At 63.5% G+C, this 15,712-nt stretch carries 17 protein-coding genes and 1 pseudogene; 7 read left to right on the top strand and 11 right to left on the bottom strand.

Annotated elements, in window-relative coordinates; translation table 11 throughout:
* Positions 1 to 141: 141 nt before the first annotated feature.
* Both AC0V7N_RS05220 and AC0V7N_RS05215 read right to left on the bottom strand, forming a co-directional pair.
* The gene (locus AC0V7N_RS05220) at positions 142 to 804 is read right to left on the bottom strand and encodes a response regulator (protein ID WP_475455331.1); all 663 of its coding nucleotides are present in this window, start codon (positions 802 to 804) and stop codon (positions 142 to 144) included.
* Positions 801 to 2,191: pseudogene (locus AC0V7N_RS05215) on the bottom strand (sensor histidine kinase). The gene AC0V7N_RS05220 and the pseudogene AC0V7N_RS05215 overlap by 4 nt, the downstream one beginning before the upstream one ends.
* 168 nt (positions 2,192 to 2,359) lie before the next feature.
* Here AC0V7N_RS05215 and AC0V7N_RS05210 point away from each other — a divergent pair.
* The 4 genes from AC0V7N_RS05210 to AC0V7N_RS05195 all read left to right on the top strand — a co-directional run bounded on the left by AC0V7N_RS05210 (position 2,360) and on the right by AC0V7N_RS05195 (position 5,840).
* Positions 2,360 to 2,698 carry a hypothetical protein gene (locus AC0V7N_RS05210; protein ID WP_027054900.1) on the top strand — a complete coding sequence of 113 codons (339 nt, stop codon included), beginning with the start codon at positions 2,360 to 2,362 and terminating at the stop codon, positions 2,696 to 2,698.
* 27 nt (positions 2,699 to 2,725) lie between these two features.
* On the top strand, positions 2,726 to 3,427 hold the full coding sequence (locus tag AC0V7N_RS05205; protein WP_475455326.1) for a phosphatase PAP2 family protein: 702 nt from the start codon (positions 2,726 to 2,728) through the stop codon (positions 3,425 to 3,427).
* Between the two features lie 306 nt (positions 3,428 to 3,733).
* Positions 3,734 to 4,012 (top strand): helix-turn-helix domain-containing protein, encoded by a 279-nt coding sequence (locus tag AC0V7N_RS05200; protein ID WP_063169634.1) that lies wholly within the window; start codon positions 3,734 to 3,736, stop codon positions 4,010 to 4,012.
* 67 nt (positions 4,013 to 4,079) lie between these two features.
* On the top strand, positions 4,080 to 5,840 hold the full coding sequence (locus tag AC0V7N_RS05195; RefSeq protein WP_475455323.1) for a SulP family inorganic anion transporter: 1,761 nt from the start codon (positions 4,080 to 4,082) through the stop codon (positions 5,838 to 5,840).
* A gap of 72 nt (positions 5,841 to 5,912) precedes the next feature.
* Here AC0V7N_RS05195 and AC0V7N_RS05190 read toward each other — a convergent pair whose 3' ends face one another.
* Both AC0V7N_RS05190 and AC0V7N_RS05185 read right to left on the bottom strand, forming a co-directional pair.
* Positions 5,913 to 6,635: a haloacid dehalogenase type II gene (locus AC0V7N_RS05190; protein WP_475455321.1), complete on the bottom strand. Its 723-nt coding sequence runs from the start codon at positions 6,633 to 6,635 to the stop codon at positions 5,913 to 5,915.
* Positions 6,636 to 6,716: 81 nt separating this feature from the next.
* Positions 6,717 to 7,643: a DMT family transporter gene (locus AC0V7N_RS05185; RefSeq protein ID WP_475455319.1), complete on the bottom strand. Its 927-nt coding sequence runs from the start codon at positions 7,641 to 7,643 to the stop codon at positions 6,717 to 6,719.
* Between the two features lie 208 nt (positions 7,644 to 7,851).
* Between AC0V7N_RS05185 and AC0V7N_RS05180 the strand changes: the two genes are divergently transcribed.
* The gene (locus tag AC0V7N_RS05180) at positions 7,852 to 8,742 is read left to right on the top strand and encodes a LysR family transcriptional regulator (RefSeq protein ID WP_475455317.1); all 891 of its coding nucleotides are present in this window, start codon (positions 7,852 to 7,854) and stop codon (positions 8,740 to 8,742) included.
* Positions 8,743 to 8,773: 31 nt separating this feature from the next.
* On the opposite strand, the gene AC0V7N_RS05175 is transcribed toward AC0V7N_RS05180, so the two are convergent.
* The 4 genes from AC0V7N_RS05175 to AC0V7N_RS05160 all read right to left on the bottom strand — a co-directional run bounded on the left by AC0V7N_RS05175 (position 8,774) and on the right by AC0V7N_RS05160 (position 10,713).
* The gene (locus AC0V7N_RS05175; RefSeq protein ID WP_475455315.1) at positions 8,774 to 9,400 is read right to left on the bottom strand and encodes a DNA-3-methyladenine glycosylase; all 627 of its coding nucleotides are present in this window, start codon (positions 9,398 to 9,400) and stop codon (positions 8,774 to 8,776) included.
* Entirely contained in the window at positions 9,379 to 9,759 is a 381-nt protein-coding gene (locus AC0V7N_RS05170) for a nuclear transport factor 2 family protein (RefSeq protein ID WP_475455313.1), read from the bottom strand. The genes AC0V7N_RS05175 and AC0V7N_RS05170 overlap by 22 nt, the downstream gene beginning before the upstream one ends.
* A gap of 94 nt (positions 9,760 to 9,853) precedes the next feature.
* On the bottom strand, positions 9,854 to 10,084 hold the full coding sequence (locus AC0V7N_RS05165) for a hypothetical protein (RefSeq protein WP_496627742.1): 231 nt from the start codon (positions 10,082 to 10,084) through the stop codon (positions 9,854 to 9,856).
* The gene (locus AC0V7N_RS05160) at positions 10,006 to 10,713 is read right to left on the bottom strand and encodes an SMP-30/gluconolactonase/LRE family protein (protein WP_496627741.1); all 708 of its coding nucleotides are present in this window, start codon (positions 10,711 to 10,713) and stop codon (positions 10,006 to 10,008) included. Before AC0V7N_RS05160 ends, AC0V7N_RS05165 begins: the two co-directional genes overlap by 79 nt.
* A 114-nt stretch (positions 10,714 to 10,827) precedes the next feature.
* Here AC0V7N_RS05160 and AC0V7N_RS05155 point away from each other — a divergent pair, with 114 nt between their 5' ends.
* Together AC0V7N_RS05155 and AC0V7N_RS05150 are read left to right on the top strand one after the other, a co-directional pair.
* Positions 10,828 to 11,622, top strand: a complete 795-nt coding sequence (locus AC0V7N_RS05155) for a helix-turn-helix domain-containing protein (protein WP_475455309.1) — start codon at positions 10,828 to 10,830, stop codon at positions 11,620 to 11,622.
* Between the two features lie 256 nt (positions 11,623 to 11,878).
* Entirely contained in the window at positions 11,879 to 13,255 is a 1,377-nt protein-coding gene (locus tag AC0V7N_RS05150) for an adenylate/guanylate cyclase domain-containing protein (RefSeq protein ID WP_475455307.1), read from the top strand.
* Between the two features lie 80 nt (positions 13,256 to 13,335).
* Here the strand turns inward: AC0V7N_RS05150 and AC0V7N_RS05145 are convergent, their stop codons facing one another.
* The 3 genes from AC0V7N_RS05145 to AC0V7N_RS05135 are packed head-to-tail and all read right to left on the bottom strand — an operon-like array spanning position 13,336 to position 15,629.
* Positions 13,336 to 14,163: a YiiX/YebB-like N1pC/P60 family cysteine hydrolase gene (locus AC0V7N_RS05145; protein ID WP_475455305.1), complete on the bottom strand. Its 828-nt coding sequence runs from the start codon at positions 14,161 to 14,163 to the stop codon at positions 13,336 to 13,338.
* Between the two features lie 51 nt (positions 14,164 to 14,214).
* A complete protein-coding gene (locus AC0V7N_RS05140; RefSeq protein WP_475455303.1) occupies positions 14,215 to 15,159 on the bottom strand; it encodes a CHAD domain-containing protein in 945 nt (314 codons plus the stop codon).
* Positions 15,156 to 15,629 carry a CYTH domain-containing protein gene (locus AC0V7N_RS05135; protein ID WP_496627740.1) on the bottom strand — a complete coding sequence of 158 codons (474 nt, stop codon included), beginning with the start codon at positions 15,627 to 15,629 and terminating at the stop codon, positions 15,156 to 15,158. Before AC0V7N_RS05135 ends, AC0V7N_RS05140 begins: the two co-directional genes overlap by 4 nt.
* Positions 15,630 to 15,712: the final 83 nt, after the last annotated feature.

The raw sequence follows: 15,712 nt of genomic DNA, 5'->3' as shown, positions 1-15,712 counted from the left end.
GCCGCCCCCGGCGGAGGTGACTTCTTTTTGTCCGGCCACCGCGCGGTTCGGCGATGGTCTGACTCTTTGTTTTGGCGAAATCCTCGGGGGAAAGCGTGCTTTCCCCGGGAAAAACCGCTTCATACTTTTCCTGGAATTGCCCTAAGAGCGGTTCCCGTCCCGGTCGCGCAGCTCGCGCATCATCAGAGCCGCTTCAGTGCGGTTTCGCACATGGAGTTTCGACAGTACCCCGGTCATGTGGTGCTTGACCGTCTTCTCCTGCAGCTCCAGGCGCAAGGCAACCTCCTTGTTGCTGAGGCCTTCCGCCACCAGCCGCAGGATTTCCGTCTGTCGTTCGGTCAGGTGCCGCAACCGATCCGCCACGCCGTCGACAGGGTGCGGCGACTGGAGATCGGAAAGCAGCCGCGCCGACAGCGTCGGCGTAAGATAGCTCTCACCGGCCGCCACGTTGCGCAGGATGTCGGCGAGCGCGCGCGACCCGACACCCTTGAGGATATAGCCTTGCACCCCTGCGTTCAGGGCCTTGGTTACATCGGTATTGGCCTCCGAAACGGTCAGCATGACGATCTTCTGCGCGGGATGGTCGGCAAGGATGCTTGCAACCGCGGTCAGGCCGCCGCCCGGCATGGAAATGTCGAGCAGCAATATGTCGGGCTGCACGGTCGAGGCGATGCGTTCGGCGTCCTGCGCCGTCGCACCCTCGCCGACGATCTCGAAACCTCCGATCTCCGACAGGCTGCGCGACACGCCTTCGCGAAACAGCGGATGATCGTCGACAATAGCGATGCGAATGGTGCCGATCATGCTTGCTCCTCGACCGAAAGACTGATCACCAATCGCGTGCCGTGCGCTCCGGTCAGGGTCTCGAAGTGGCCGCCGATACTTTCGACCCGCTCCCTGAGGCCGGCGAGCCCCAGCCCCTCTGCCCGCGCCGGATCGAAGCCCGGCCCGCCATCCGACACCTCGACAAAAAGCCTGCCATTCTTCATCCCGGCACGCACCGCCTGGTTCTGGCCCGCCCGTGGCGATAGGCATTGTTCAGCCCTTCCTGCACGAAACGATAGATGCTGATCTTCTCGGAGGCGCCGGGTTCCGGCAAATGCCTGGGCAGTGTGAGCGTCACCGACGTTCCCGTCCGGCGCTGATGTTCGTCGACGGCCAGCCGCAATATGTCCATTGCGGCGGCCGTCTCTATCTGCGGCAGCACGAGGCCGGTGCAGATGCCGCGTATTTCGCGCATCGCATCCTCCAGCGTCTTGCGGATCATCGCGACCTCTGTCGAGCGGCTTTCGCCCCAATCGCCCTCGCCGGAAAAGATCGGGCTGTCCATGCGCAGCGCCGCCAGGGCCACGAGTTGCGCCGGTCCGTCATGCAGGTCGGCGCCGATCCGGCGCAAATATCGTTCGTTGAGTGCGGTGGCGCGGCGGGACGCCCGCTGCACACGCTGGCGCAAGGCGCTGTTTTGCGTCACCAGGCCCTGCAACTCCGACACCTGGCGGCGCAGTGCCCCGCGCTGATCGTCGATGGTGCGGCTGGCGCGCAGCACGATGCCCGACAAGAGCAGAAACGCCGCCAAAGTGGTGCCGGCCACGACCAGCCAGCTCGACAGCAGGGCGGAAGCCAGCGTGGCCTTGAAATCGCTGGCGATCTCGTAGAATTCGGTGACGGCCACCACCTCGCCGGACCAGGGCGCGCGCACGGGATTGTAGATCTCCAGCAGCGGCACGCCGATAGCCTGCTCCTTCTCCTCCTCATCGTCGAACGTATCGAATTGGGCGGTGACGTTGCCCTGGAAGGCGGACCGCAGATTGTCGGTCAGATCGAAGCGGCGGCCGATCAGGGTCGCGTCTTTCGCATAGAGCACGGTGCCGTCGCGCCGCCAGAGCCTGAACGAGAGCAGGCGCTTGCCGAGCGCGCCCTGGCCGAGCGTCTCGTCGAGCGCCTGCTTTGCGGAATCGCTGAGCTCCTCGCGCTTGCGCAGGTCGGGCAGCAGCGGCGCGATCACGCTATCGACATAAAGCGCCGTCGTGGCGGCCGAATTGCGGATGACGCCTTCCCGGATCTGCGACGTCACCCAGGAGCCCACCACCAGCATGACGGCCAGAAGGCCAAAGCCGCCGGCAACGAGGAATTGCAGGGCAAGAGAAAGCTCGCTCCAGCGCCGCGCCAAGTTCTGCAGAATACGACTCATTAACCCCCCGCCGCCCTTCCATCGACAGCTGGACGACAGCGGCACATTGAGCCTCAGTCTTGCCGTTGCCAAGACCTTCGTTAGAACGAGGTCGCTTGACGTCTCGGCGTGCTTCGGAAACAAGGTCCGCGGCACACGCGGCGGCAGCCGCTTCGAGAGGGACGGACGTTGAGTTTTTCGGGATTGCTGCAGCTTGGCTTTTCGACGGTGATCTTCCTTTTGGCGGCGACCGCCGCCAAGCAATGGGGACTGGCGCCGAGCCTGGGCAAGATCCTGTTGACGCTCGCGCTCTATTCGCTGGGCAATCTGATCATGCTGCGGCTGATCCGCGAATTCGGCATGTCGGTGTCGTTCAGCCTCTCGGCGGTCATCCAGCTGGTCTCGGTCAACGTGGTGGCGCTGGTGTTTTTCGGCGAGCGCGTCAACGCGCTGCAGGCCAGCGGCATCGTGCTGGCGATTGCCGCGGTGGCGCTGATCACGCTCGGGCCCTATTTACAGGGGCGTTGATAGAATGAAAGCTGCGACACCGATCCGATGAAAGACACCGCAAGCACCCTGCTCAGCCGCATCGAATTCCCGGTCCTGCTGGCCGGCCTGGTCATCGCTGGCGGGATGTGGGGGTTCGAGGAATTGATGGAGGTGGCACGGGCCACCACGCCGCACGCCTTCGACACCGAAATCCTGCTTGCCTTCCGCCAGGCGGGGCAACCCGGTGTTCCGATCGGGCCGCCATGGCTGGAAGGGGCGATGCGCGACATCACCAGTCTCGGCAGCACCAGCGTGCTGGTGCTGATCACGACGGCGACGATCATCTATATGCTTTTGATCCGCAGGCCCGGCACCGCGCTTCTCATCTTCGTCGCCGTGGCGGGCGGGCAGGTGCTGTCGAGCCTGCTCAAGGTCGGCGTCGACCGGCCACGCCCAGAACTCGTTTCGCATCTGGTCAACGAGACGTCGCTCTCGTTCCCGAGCGGCCACGCCATGCTGTCGGCGGTGACCTATCTCACGCTCGGTTCGCTCGCGGCGCGCTTCCTGCCTGGCCGGACGACCAAGGTTTACGTCTTGTCGCTGGCCGTGCTGACGACGGTGTTGGTCGGCGTCAGCCGCATCTATCTCGGCGTCCACTGGCCGTCGGACGTGCTGGCCGGCTGGTGCGCCGGCTTCGCCTGGGCGATGTTGTGCTGGTTGGTGGCGCGGATGTTGCAGCGGCGCAAGGTGGTCAGCGACGATGCCTGATGGCGCCTGACCGCGCCGCTCAGGCTTGCGCTCAGATCAATCTGTTGATCAGGTGTCCACCACAGCCTGCCAGAGCCAGAACCATCGACAGCAAGCATGCCGATGTCATCAAAGCCTTGAAAATGCTCAACCGCGTTACCCCCTGCCTCAGACGGACGAAACCCTAGCTCGTATTCCTCGGGAAGTATCGAAAAATGGACAATCAGGCGACGGCGCTTACGTCTCAGGCATTCATATTGATGCTTGAAACATCATGATAATGGTATTATACGTTATTTCAGCAGACTCAGACATGGGTTCCGACCGATGATCACTGCCGCGCAGATGCGCGCCGCAAGGGCGCTGGCCGGCATCGATCAGAAGACGCTCGCCGAGCGAGCCGGTGTTTCGCTTCCAACCATCCAGCGCATGGAAGCGAGCGACGGCGTGGTCCGGGGCGTGGTCGATACGCTGATGAAGGTCATCCAGGCGCTCGACGAGGCCGGGGTGGAGTTGATCGGCGAGAACCAGGCCAGCGAGCGTGGCGGCAGGGGCGTGCGCCTCAAGTCCGCCGTGCCGCCAGATCCCAAGGCTGAGCCGGCATAAGTCGCGACGGCGACCGCCGACAGTCCTGCCGACGATCCCGCCGCCTTTCAGGTTCGGAAGGCAGTCCATGGATCAGGCCCGTCAGGCAGTGCATCAACCGGCCCACAAATCGGCCCACAAATCGGCCCAGGGGTCGGCAAAAAAGTCGGCTCAAAAGTCGGCAAAGCCGACATTTGCCGAACTGTTCACGCCCAAGCTGGTGACGGTCTGGCGCGAGGGCTATCACCTGCCGCAGTTCAAGGCCGACTTCATGGCCGGCCTGACCGTCGCCATCGTCGCGCTGCCGCTGTCGATGGCGATTGCGATTGCCTCGGGCGTGACGCCGGAGCGCGGCCTGTTCACCGCCATCGTCGGCGGCTTCATCATATCGGCGCTCGGCGGCAGCCGCTTCCAGATCGGCGGCCCGGCCGGCGCCTTCATCGTCCTGGTGGCGGCAACCGTGCAACGCGAAGGTGTCGACGGGTTGCTGCTGGCGACGATGATGTCCGGGGTCTTCCTGCTCGCCATCGGTTATCTCAGGCTTGGCACCTACATCAAATTCATTCCCTATCCGGTGACGGTCGGCTTCACCGCCGGCATTGCGATCATCATCTTCTCCGGCCAGATCGTCGAATTGCTCGGGCTGAAGCTTGGCGGTCCGGAGCCTGGGCCGCTGCTGCCGAAACTGATGGCGATCGGGCATGCAGCCGGCACGGTCAACATCTCGGCGACGCTGGTGGCGGTGCTGACCATCGGCACCATCGTCGCGGTTAAGCGCTGGCGGCCGGGCTGGCCGGGCATGCTGATCGCCGTTGGGCTCGCCTCGCTGGTGGTGGCGCTGCTGGCACTGCCGGCGGAAACCATCGGCACGCGCTATGGCGGCATTCCGCGCAGCCTGCCGTTTCCGGCCCTGCCGGCGCTCAGCCTGGGCAAGGTGGTCGCGGTGCTGCCGGACGCCATTGCCTTTGCCTTGCTCGGCGCCATCGAATCGCTGCTGTCGGCCGTGGTCGCCGACGGCATGACCGGACGGCGGCACCGCTCCAATTGCGAACTGGTGGCGCAAGGCTTCGCCAACATCGCCTCGGCGCTGTTCGGCGGCATCTGCACCACCGGCACCATCGCCCGCACCGCCACCAATGTGCGGGCCGGCGCACATGGGCCGGTCTCGGGCATGCTGCACTCGCTGTTCCTGCTGGTCTTCATGCTGGTGGCGGCGCCGCTGGCCAGCTACATCCCGCTCGCCGCTCTTGCCGGCGTGCTGGCGGTGGTCTGCTGGAACATGTTCGAGAAACAGGCTTTTGCCACGCTGCTGCGTGCTTCGCGCGGCGACGCGCTGGTGCTGATGGCGACCTTCCTGATCGTCGTCTTCCGCGACCTGACCGAAGGCATCGTCGTCGGCTTCGCGCTCGGCTCGATCCTGTTCATCGACCGCATGGCCAAGTCGATCGCGGTCGAGGCGGACGTGCCGCTGGTGCAGGACGATGTCGCCGACAGCAGCGGCCGCGCCTATGATGCCAGCGAGGCGAGCGATACCGACACCGTCGTCTACCGTATCTCCGGCGCCTTCTTCTTCGGCGCCGCCTCGACCGTCGGCACCGTGCTCGACCGCATCGCCGACCAGCGCAGGAATTTCATCCTCGACTGTTCCGCCGTGCCGCTCTTCGATTCGACGGCCGCCAATGTCATCGAAAGCGCGGCCCACAAGGCCAGCCGCGCCGGCGTCCGCTTCATCATAGCGGGCGCCTCGCCGCAGATACGGCGCACCCTGATCAACCATGGCGTCAAACGCCCGCTGGTGACCTACGCCGCCTCGATCAAGGACGCGCGGGCGCAACTGGCGGCGAAATGAGGCGCGGTGGCGATCGGGATCTGCCCGGCCGGCGCGTGCTGTCACGCAACAGGCTGCCTGGCGGCTCGGATATCAGCTCCGCAATTCTTCAGCGTGCGCCTTCACCAGCTCGGCCATGCTGTCGAAGCGGAAATCCACCGCCGGCACGTCGCCCGGGTTCATCGTCGCGCCGAAGCCCTGATCCGCATGCCGGCGATAGATCCAGCACGATGTCAGGCCGAAGCGTTTGGCGGGAGCGTGATCGTGGAACATGCTTTCCGCGGTGTGCAGGATCTGTCGCTTCTCGACCCCGATTGTACCGAGCTTTTCGAGCATATAGTCGAAGTTGCGGTCAGAAGGCTTGTAGGAGCCGATATCTTCCGCCGTATAGATCGCATCGAAATCCACGCCGAGCTTCTTGTTGCTGAACGAGAAGCTTTTGTTGTCGACGTTGGAGAGGATGATCAGCTTGTAGTGTTTTTTGAGATACCGCAAGGCTTCCGCGGAGTCGGCAAAAGCCGGCCAATCCTTCACGCTTTCGCCATACGCCACGCATTCCTCAGGAGTGACGATGACACCCCACTCCTCCGCAAGTCGTTTGTAAACGATAGGCAGGAGGTCGCGGTAGCGTTTCCCCGGCGTCCATTTCTGTTGGCTGGATTCGTGCCGGGCGTGCGCCTCGAGTATCTCGTTCCGGCCTAAGCTGTGGGCAGCCCTTTCTGTCAGCGGCTTCAGGCCGGCGATCATGCCGGATTCCCAATCGATAAGGGTGCCGTAGCAGTCGAAGGTCAGGGCTTTGAAATCTGTGAGTTTCATGGGTTACCTCCTTGATGTCCGTGAGTGAAGCGACGCCGGCGTGGATCGCGATCAATCATGAGGCCGATCTCGCCTCGGTGATTAGCCGACATGATGCTGACTGAGCTGAAAGTCCTTCGACGCCGCGCTGCCCGACGCGGCGAACCAGACGCCGAACAGTGTCACCGCAAGGCCAACCAACATCGCCTTCGAAAGCGGCTCGCCGAACATCGACCAGCCCCAGAGCATCGTCACCGGCGGGCTGAGATAGATCACACTGCTGACCTGTGAGGCCGTGTAGAGGCGCAGGCTTGCATAGTACGTGCCGTAGCAGAAGAAGGTCGAAAACAGCGTCAGCCAGGCGATGCCGAACCCGAAACGGGTATCGAGGGGCGGCATCAGCCCGCCATTCCATTCGGCGCAAGCGGCGAAAAGGATCGCCGCCGTCAAGCATTGAATGCACAGGCTCTGATGGATGGGCAAATGGATCGTCCCCATCCGCTTCTGCACCACCGTTGCCAGCGCCAAAACCGTCATGGAAGCGACTGTCGACGCATATGCCCAGACCGGGGCCGTCCCAAGGGTCAAATTGTCCAGCGAGACGATGAGCACGCCGGCCACTCCGAGAGCCGTTCCGATCCATTGTCTCCTGCTCAGTCGGTGTCCCAGCACCGGCTGCGACAAGGTGGCAATGGCGAGAGGCACAAGATCGGAAATCAGCGCGACAAGGCCAGTCGGCACGCGCTGGCCGATGGCAAGCGCGAATCCGCAGAGATAGAGGAACATCATCGCCACGCCGAAGACCATCTGCTGGATCAAGGCACGCGCGCTTATGCGGGGTCCGATCAGGAGAGCAAATGGCAAGAGGACCAATCCGGACATCAAGGTGCGCCAGAACAGCACCAGCATGACATCGGCATTCTCGCTGGCATAGCGGATGCCGACGAAGCCGGAACTCCAGCTTACGACCAGCGCCGTCGCCATTATCGGCCATACGAGGCGATGGGTTTTGGTTTGCCGGAGCGTCATGGGATCTCTTTGTTCAGGCCGCCCATGGCCCCCGAAGCGGAGCACGGCCGATGTTGGCTCGGACTATTGGAGACGCCAACACTCGTTTGCACATGACAAATTTCGATACATTCATGACATAGCCGCTAAAACGAGCATACAATGTTGCTTGAGAGGCGCCTGTGGATCAGAAATCGGCGCCTTGCTTTTGTTTCGAACGAGGATTGTCATGGCCGGACTGATGAGCCGCCGCCTGGATGTCGACGCCCTACGCGCACTGGTCGCGATCGAAAAGCATGGCGGCGTGACGCGCGCGGCCGAAATTCTCGGCCTGTCGCAGTCGGCCGTCAGTCACAAGATCAGGAGACTTGAAACGAGTCTCGACTGCGAAATCCTCAGCCGGAAAGCAAACACGCCGATGTTCACCACGGCCGGGCAGGATCTGCTTGGCTATGCGCGGCGCATTCTGGGCATCCATGACGAGGCGGTGCTGAGCCTGTCGAAAAGCCCGTTGCAAGGCAAGATCGCGCTGGGAATGACCGAGGATACGACCTGCACGGACCTTTCGCGCATTCTCGGCCGGTTTCGCCGGCTCCACCCGGAGGTGAGCGTCCGCACGCAGGTGCGCATGAGCCTGGTGCTGCAGGAGCAGCTCAGCCAGGGAGCCCTTGATGCCGCCATCATCCAGGTATTCCAGCACGAGGTCCGCCCCGCCGACATCCTCCTGTTCCGCGAGACGCTGCATTGGGTGAAATCGCGCGACCTGGTTCTGTCGAGCGGGAAGCCGGTTCCGTTTCTTTCCTTCGATGAAAATTGCTTTTACCGGCGCTGGGGCATCGACGTCGGGCAGGACGAGGATACGGTGTTCGAGACCGTGTTCGAATGCTCCAGCGCAGCCGGAATCGTTGCGGGCGTGACCGCCGGGCTCGGCGTCGCACTCTTGAGCCAGCGCTACCTGCAGCCCGACATGGAGATCGTCGACAACAAATTCCCCAAGCCTCCAGACCTTGCCTATGTCATCAGACGCGCGCGTGCCCCCAGAAATCCCGCGCTAGAAACGTTGGTCCGGGAGATCGAGGCCGAGGTCAAGCGCTACGGAACGCTTCAAATCGCCGTCTGAGCGCGTCGCGCCGCGAAAGCTGGCTGGTCTCTTATTCCTGAAGCGATCTCGGACCGCTGACGAACGGGCTGCCCCTGACATAAAATCGCAGCGGCCGGTCGGCATCCCTGGAAATGCCGATCCTGGTGCTCTGCCCGATCTCGCCGGGGTCGTGGTCATCGCTTGCGAGCCATAGTGGGCCTTTCCGGCAGAGGTCGAGCCCGTCGAGCGAACGATCGATCCGCAACGCCGCCGCCAGCCGTCCCGGCCCGCGCGCCAGGTCGCGCAGGCGCTCGACGCCGCGGTTCTGGCGCATGATGGCAATGCCGTCGAGCGGCTCAAGCGCCCGGATCAGGACGCCGGTGCCGATACCTTCCATCTCGCTGGAGACATTCAGCATCATGGAGGTGCCATAGGCGAGATAGACATAGGCGTGGCCGGACTCGAGGAACAGCGAACGGTTGCGCGGGGTCATCCCCCTGAAACCATGCCCGGCGGCATCGCCGACGACATAGGCCTCGGTCTCGACGATGCGGCCGCTGACGATGCCTTCGGGCAAGTCGCGCATCACCAGCTTGCCGATGAGGTAGCGGGCGAGAGCGGCCGTATCGTCAGGCAGCTCCGAACGAGCGATCGGCGGATGATCGTCCCTGTGGCTCAAGGTATCCGCTCGACCCATTGCGCGCGCGACGGTCCCGGTTCGAACGGATCGCTGAAATACTGGGTCTCGCGGGCCACCTTGCCGTCGAGGAATTCCATGATGCTGACCGTGTAGGAGGGCCGCCCGTCATAGGTCAGGACATATTCGGTGACCCAGAGGTCTTCAGCGCCGACGATCCGGCGCACGGCAAAACGCTTGCGGTTAGGCTGCGCGGCGCGCGACGACTGGATGTTGCGCCGCCCGCGGATGCGCTCGCCCGATTGCGGATAGTCGAGCACCGCATCCTCCTGGTAGATCTCGTGCTCCGTCTCGAAGTCATCGGCATCGGAGGCAGCCCAGTGGCGATCCAGGGCGGCGCGAATCTCCCGATCTTCCATGGCAAGCCTCCTTGACCGTCGCCGTCGATGGACGGTGATATCACGGTCCATCGACGGCTGTTAGCGAAGGCCTCGCGGATCGACGCGCCAGCTCTCAATCGAGCTTCAGCGCCGCGACCTCGCCCTCATTCATCAGCGGCACGTAGAGGATCGACTTGCCGTCGGTGCCGATGTCGGCGCTGCCCGGCTTGAAATGCGCCACCGCTTCCGGCGTTCCGCCGGCTTTGTAGCGGTAGAGCGTGCCGGTCATGTAGGCGGTGGCATAGATGCTGTCGCCGAGGACGATGACGCCGTCGAGGTCGGCGAATTTTTGGGCGCCGGGCAACGGTGAAATCGCCTTGCTGGCGAGGTCGACGGCCAGCAGCCCGCCCGGCTCGGCCGTGCTGAAGTCGGGCTTGATGCCCTTGCCCAGGAGGCGACGATCAGCCTGTTGCCATCGGCGAAGACGCCGTTGGGCGAGGCGAGCAAAGCATCCCTGACGAACAGCTCCGGTCTGTCGCCGTCGATGCGGTAGATCGTGTCGGCCAGCATGTCGCTGACATAGACCTTGCCCGTGTCGTCGGAGGTCATGTCGTTGAGGAAGACGGCATTCGGCACCACGATGCTGGCGATCAGCTTGCCGCTGGCGAGATCGACGATTCGGACCTTGGTGATGTCGGCGACGTAGAGCTTGCCGCCCGATATCGCCATGCCCTTGGGCGCGTCCATGCCGTCGGTCCAGCGCTGGGTGACAATCTTGCCGTCCAGGGACAGCACACTGAGATAACCGTTGCCGTCTACATCGCCGGCATTACCGACGATGTTGGAGACAATGATGCGGTTGTTGGCAGCGTCGAACAGAGCCGATTCCGGCTGTTCGAGGCCCGTCGCGCGCCAGAGCTCGCCGGCCTGGGCGGCTGGTGCGGCCGCGATGCCGATGGCGGCGGCAAAGGCTGAGAGGATGAGACGTTTCATGGCTGTTCTCCTGTGATGACAGGCGGAGAGCTAGGATTGTCGATACTTTTCTGGAAGCTCGATTACCGCTAGTATCGAATATCGATACGAAACCGCCGGCAAGAGGTGCACGCCATGAACGCTCTGATCTTCGAGGCGCTGAAGCGGACGCTGAAGGCCAGGGGTGTCACCTATCGCGAACTCGCCGAACGTATGGGCGTTTCCGAGCCGACGGTGAAGCGCATCTTCCACGAGAAGAACTGCAAGCTCGACCGGCTGGTGGAGATCTGCGTCGCCGCCGGCGTCGAACTGGAAAACGTGCTCGGCTCGATGAACCGCGGGCCGGGGCCGGTCAACCACATCGCGCCGGAGATCGAGCGCCGGCTCGCCGGCCGGCCGGCGCTGCTGTTCATCTTCGTCATGCTGTCGGAAAAGTTCACGCCTGAAGGCATCATGCGCTCGCAAGGTTTGAGCGAGGCCTCGATGTTCCTGTATCTGCGCGACCTTGAGGAGCTCGGGCTGATCGCGCTCGGCCGGGGTCTCACGGCAAGATTGCTGGTCGAGACGCCGATCCAGTGGAATTTCGAAGGGCCGCTCAGGCCGCTGTTCGAGATGACCAACAAGAATTTCATCGGCTGGGCCATCACCCATATCGAGAAGGAGGCGACCTTCCTCAGCTTCTCCAGGCGGATGCGGCCGGAGACGGCGGAAATGGTGCGGCGCGAGGCGGAAGATCTGGCCGAGCGCGTGAAACTGCTCGCCCATCATGACCAGCACACGACGCCGGAGGACGGGCTCACCGGCTACAAATTTACGTTTGCCTTTGGCGCGACGCCGTTTCCCGCGATCATGCCGATCGGCCCGCACCCGCGCGATGCGGGTGCACGGCCCGCCGTGACCGCAAAGGGACGGCGGCCGCTGCCGGCCTGACCAATCATCCCGAGCAGGAGTGCATCTGGCGGCTGAGCTTGTCGCGCACCGCTCCGGCGGCGGCGACTGCCACCATTCGCCACCAGCTTGCCGCCCGGACCAGCCATGCGGCCAGCGATGCCGACCGCGCCTGTAGGGCGCGTTGGGATAGAACAGATCCGGCACCTCATGATAGAATTCGCACACTGATTTGCCAGGCTGTAGAGGGCGGGTTTGCCGAATGCGTGACACGTCCCCGTCAAATCGAAGTGATCCTATGCCGACCGCACCAACGCTTGAACTTCGCCGCTATTCGCGCCTGAAAAATTTGCGGGCGCGCGCAGAACGCCAGGGCGCTGCATTGCAGTTCTGGGCGCGTACGGCATCGCTCGCTGTGATCTCCTGCTTCTTTTCATTGATCAGCCGCTGGGATGCCTCACTGCTCTTCGTGCTGGCGGGCCTCGTGCTGTTCCAGCTCGTCGGCCTGATCCAGTTTCTCTTTGCGCGCCGTCGCACGGCGCCATGGTGGATCGGTTACCTCGTCGGTACGCTGGACATCATTCTGTTGACCATTCTGCTGGTAACGCCCAACCCGTTTTCCCAGGAGGTCGCGCCGGCCGCGATGCAACTGCGCGAGGGCAGCTTCAAATTCCTGATGATTTTCGTATGCCTTGGCGCGCTGACCCTTTCGACACGATTGGCGCTCTATCTCGGCGCGCTCGCGGCCTTGACGTGGACGATCGGCGTGGGATGGGTGATTTCTCACCCAGGAACCGTCATTCCGGCGACGAACCTCTATTCGCTGCCGGTGACGGAGCGACTGAACCTCTATCTCAACCCCAATTTCGTCGATACATTCGCGCAGGCGACCAACGTGTTGGTTGTCCTGATTATCGGCGCGATCATGGCGCTGGTCGTCTTTCGTTCCCGACGTCTGTCGGAAGACTATGTCAAGGCAGAGCGCGCACGCGCCAATCTCGCCCGGCATTTTTCGCCCAACGTCGTCGACCAGCTCGCCACGGATGACGAGCCCTTCGGCCCGGTCCGCCGGCAGGATATCGCGGTGCTGTTCGCCGACATCGTCGGCTTCACACACTATTCCGAGGATCATCCGGCCGAAGCAGTGTTCGAACTTCTGCGTCAGTTCCACCGTCGCATGGAGCAGGTCGTTTTCGATCACCATGGCACCGTCGATAACTATATCGGCGATTGCATCATGGCGACATTCGGGGTTCCGCTAGCCAGCCAGGACGACGCGACTCGCGCCATCCAGTGCGCTGAAGCGATGATCGCCGCTCTCGAAGACTGGAATGTCCAGCGTGTGTCCAGGGGATATCCGCCGCTGGACGTTCGCATCGGCGCGCAATATGGCGCAGTCGTCATCGGCGCGGTCGGCAGCGAGCGCAATCTGTCCTTCGCGGTGGTGGGCGACACCGTCAACGTCGCCAGCCGTTTGCAGTCGCTCTGCCGGGAGCTTCAGGCGAATATTTGCTTTGGGTCACGACTGATTGAGGCCGCGAAGGCGGAATCGCCCACGACACAGTTGAATGCGCGCGATCATGGACCGGTGAGCATCCGCGGCCGGGACGAACCGGTCCACGTCTGGGTCGAACACAGAGCCGAAAACCAGGGCGCTGTTGCGGTTTCGGCATGATGTAGGCCGCCATTTGAGACGCCTGCGCCTCGGCCGGATAGGCCGCGCTATAGGGCATGTCCTGACCCAGGCCGAAGCCATCACGTGTCTGAGGCGATTGCTCCAGCCTTTGCGGCTTCGGCGTCTGTGCTTGCCTTGTCGTCCCAGGTCACCGCCCTGTAGTCGAAACCATATTCCAGCGTCGGCTTGACGATGCGGAAATAGGGCGACAGGTCGAAATCGCGCGGCGTGTACAGCGAGTGGTGGCGGATGTGCAGGATTTCCTTGCGCGAATAGTTTGACTGCGCCGAGGCACGGCCGGGCGCGCGGGCGATCTCGGGCAGGATCGGATAGCGGATCTGGCCATAGGCCTCGGCGATCAGCGTCGAGCAGATGGCGCGTGTCGGGTCGCCGGAGCCGAAGGCCAGCATGCGGCGGCGCCAGCGCACCGGCACCGGCGGCGTCGGCAGGAAATAGCGCAGCATGTCGAAAATGTTCTTGAGGTCGTATTTCAGGCCGAGCTTGCCGACCATGAAGCCGACGACCTTGTCGCGGTCTTCCGGTGTCAGGCCATTCGCCCGGCAGATACGGGTGTTGTAGGTGCGGTAGCGCGACAATGGCACCGCCACGCAGCCTTCGCCGATCGTGACCTCGATCAGCCGCGGCCGCTCCGCGCCGTCTTCCGGCTCGGGCAACGTGTCGCCGATATAAAAGGCTGCGTGCGACCAGGTCGACTGGGTGAGATACTTGATCGCCGCCGAGATCTTCTGGTTGCCCTCGATCAGCAGGATGTCGCCGGGTTCCAGCGTCCGGCGCAGCGTTTCAGGGTCCGACGGGGTGTAGGGTTCATAGCCGGAGGACTCTTCCTGCAGCCGGCCGGCGAGCCAGCGACCGAGTCGGTCCAGGAGCGTGTCGCTGGGCGCAGTCATGCCATACGGCGAATACCATATACTGACGCCTGGGCGCCAGCCGAACATCCGTCAGTTGGCAGCGGCGGCCAAATCGTCCGAAGACGGAGCGCCGGCAAGGTCATCGCGCGCCTTGCGGGCGAGCTTCTTCGTCGAGTGCTTGGGGCTGTCGCCGAACAGTTCGGCGGCCTCGGCAAGGCAGGATTTCCTCAGGCTCTTTTCCGAGCGCTTCAAGAGCTTGCCGAGAAGCTTTGTGTCCTCGTGCGGCCCAAGCGGCTCGTCGTCGGCCTCGAGCAGCGCGCGCATGACGAACAAGTCATGCAGTTCGCCGAGCCGCTCGCCGAGTTCATCGACCGCCTTGCGCCGCGCCTTGATCGGCGTCGGCCAAAGCCTGCCCAGCAGCGACAGGTGCATGCCATGCGTCTTGGCCGCCTTGCGTAAATCGTGGAAATCATTGGCTTCGCCGCGCACGCCGGCCCTGTCGAGCGCTTTCCTGGCACGGCGCAAGGTGACGCGGGCGCCTTCGGCAAGCACGTCGGCCGCCTGTTCCGGTTGGTCGGGCAAGCCAAGGCTTTCGATCCGCTTCATGCCGTCTTCGCAGGCGGCGGCCGCCGCGCCGATCGCCGCTTCGAGGCCGGCGCCCTCATGCAGATCGTGCTGACGGGCGACGAGCCTGTCGCGCACGGCATCGAGCCCGCCATCGGCGCTCTCCTTGGGAAAAGCTGCCGCCAGCCGGTCGACGGTCTCGATCAGCGCCGTCGCCTCGCGCGGGCCGGCCAGCAGCGCCGCCACGTTGCGATAACACTGGTTTTCCGTCGTGCAGAATGTTTCGTCTCCGGAATGAACCAGGCGCAGCAAGGCTCGCGCGCTCTTCAGCCGCTTGCGGCATTTGTGCAGCCCCTGTTCCGGCCGGCTGCGCGCCGCATCCAGATGCTGGAGCGCCTTGCCGATTTCCTCGGCCAGGATGCGCCTGACCTCGCCGGTCAGCGGCAGGCGCGGGTCGATGCGAAAGCTCATGCGGCGATCTCCGGTATCCCCCCGAGGGCGAGCGACGCGTTGTAGAATTTCTGCTCGCCGGTCACTTCACGGCCGAGCCAGTCAGGCAGCATTTCGTCCGGCACATCTTCCGGAGTCTCGAGTTCGGCCACCACAAGTCCCGCGAGTGCACCGCCAAAGACATCGACTTCATAGAGATAGCCGCGATGCCTAACATGGTGACGTGTCTTCTCGATGACACGTCCGATGGCGAAATCCAGCATCTCCACCGCCTCGGCAAGCGGGATCGGATATTCGAATTCGTCACGCTCGCGCGCGGCTCGGCCGAATTTGAGCGTCAGCCTGGCGGAAGCGCCGTCGCTGATGCGGATGCGGACGGTTCGCCCAGGTGCGGTGGCGAGATAGAACTGGAGGATGCGGATATCCGCCTCGACCAGGCCCCGCCATGCGGTGCTGGAGACCAGGAACTTGCGCTCGACTTCCTTGCCCATGGCCGCGCACTAAAGCGTTTGCCGAAGCCGATGGCAAGACAGTCACGCACAAGTTGACTTTAATCAATCGATTGATTAAAGTT

It is taken from the genome of Mesorhizobium kamtschaticum, from assembly GCF_056174585.1.
The sequence above is the reverse complement of the archived record's forward strand: the minus strand, read 5'-3'. Positions and strand labels throughout refer to the sequence as shown.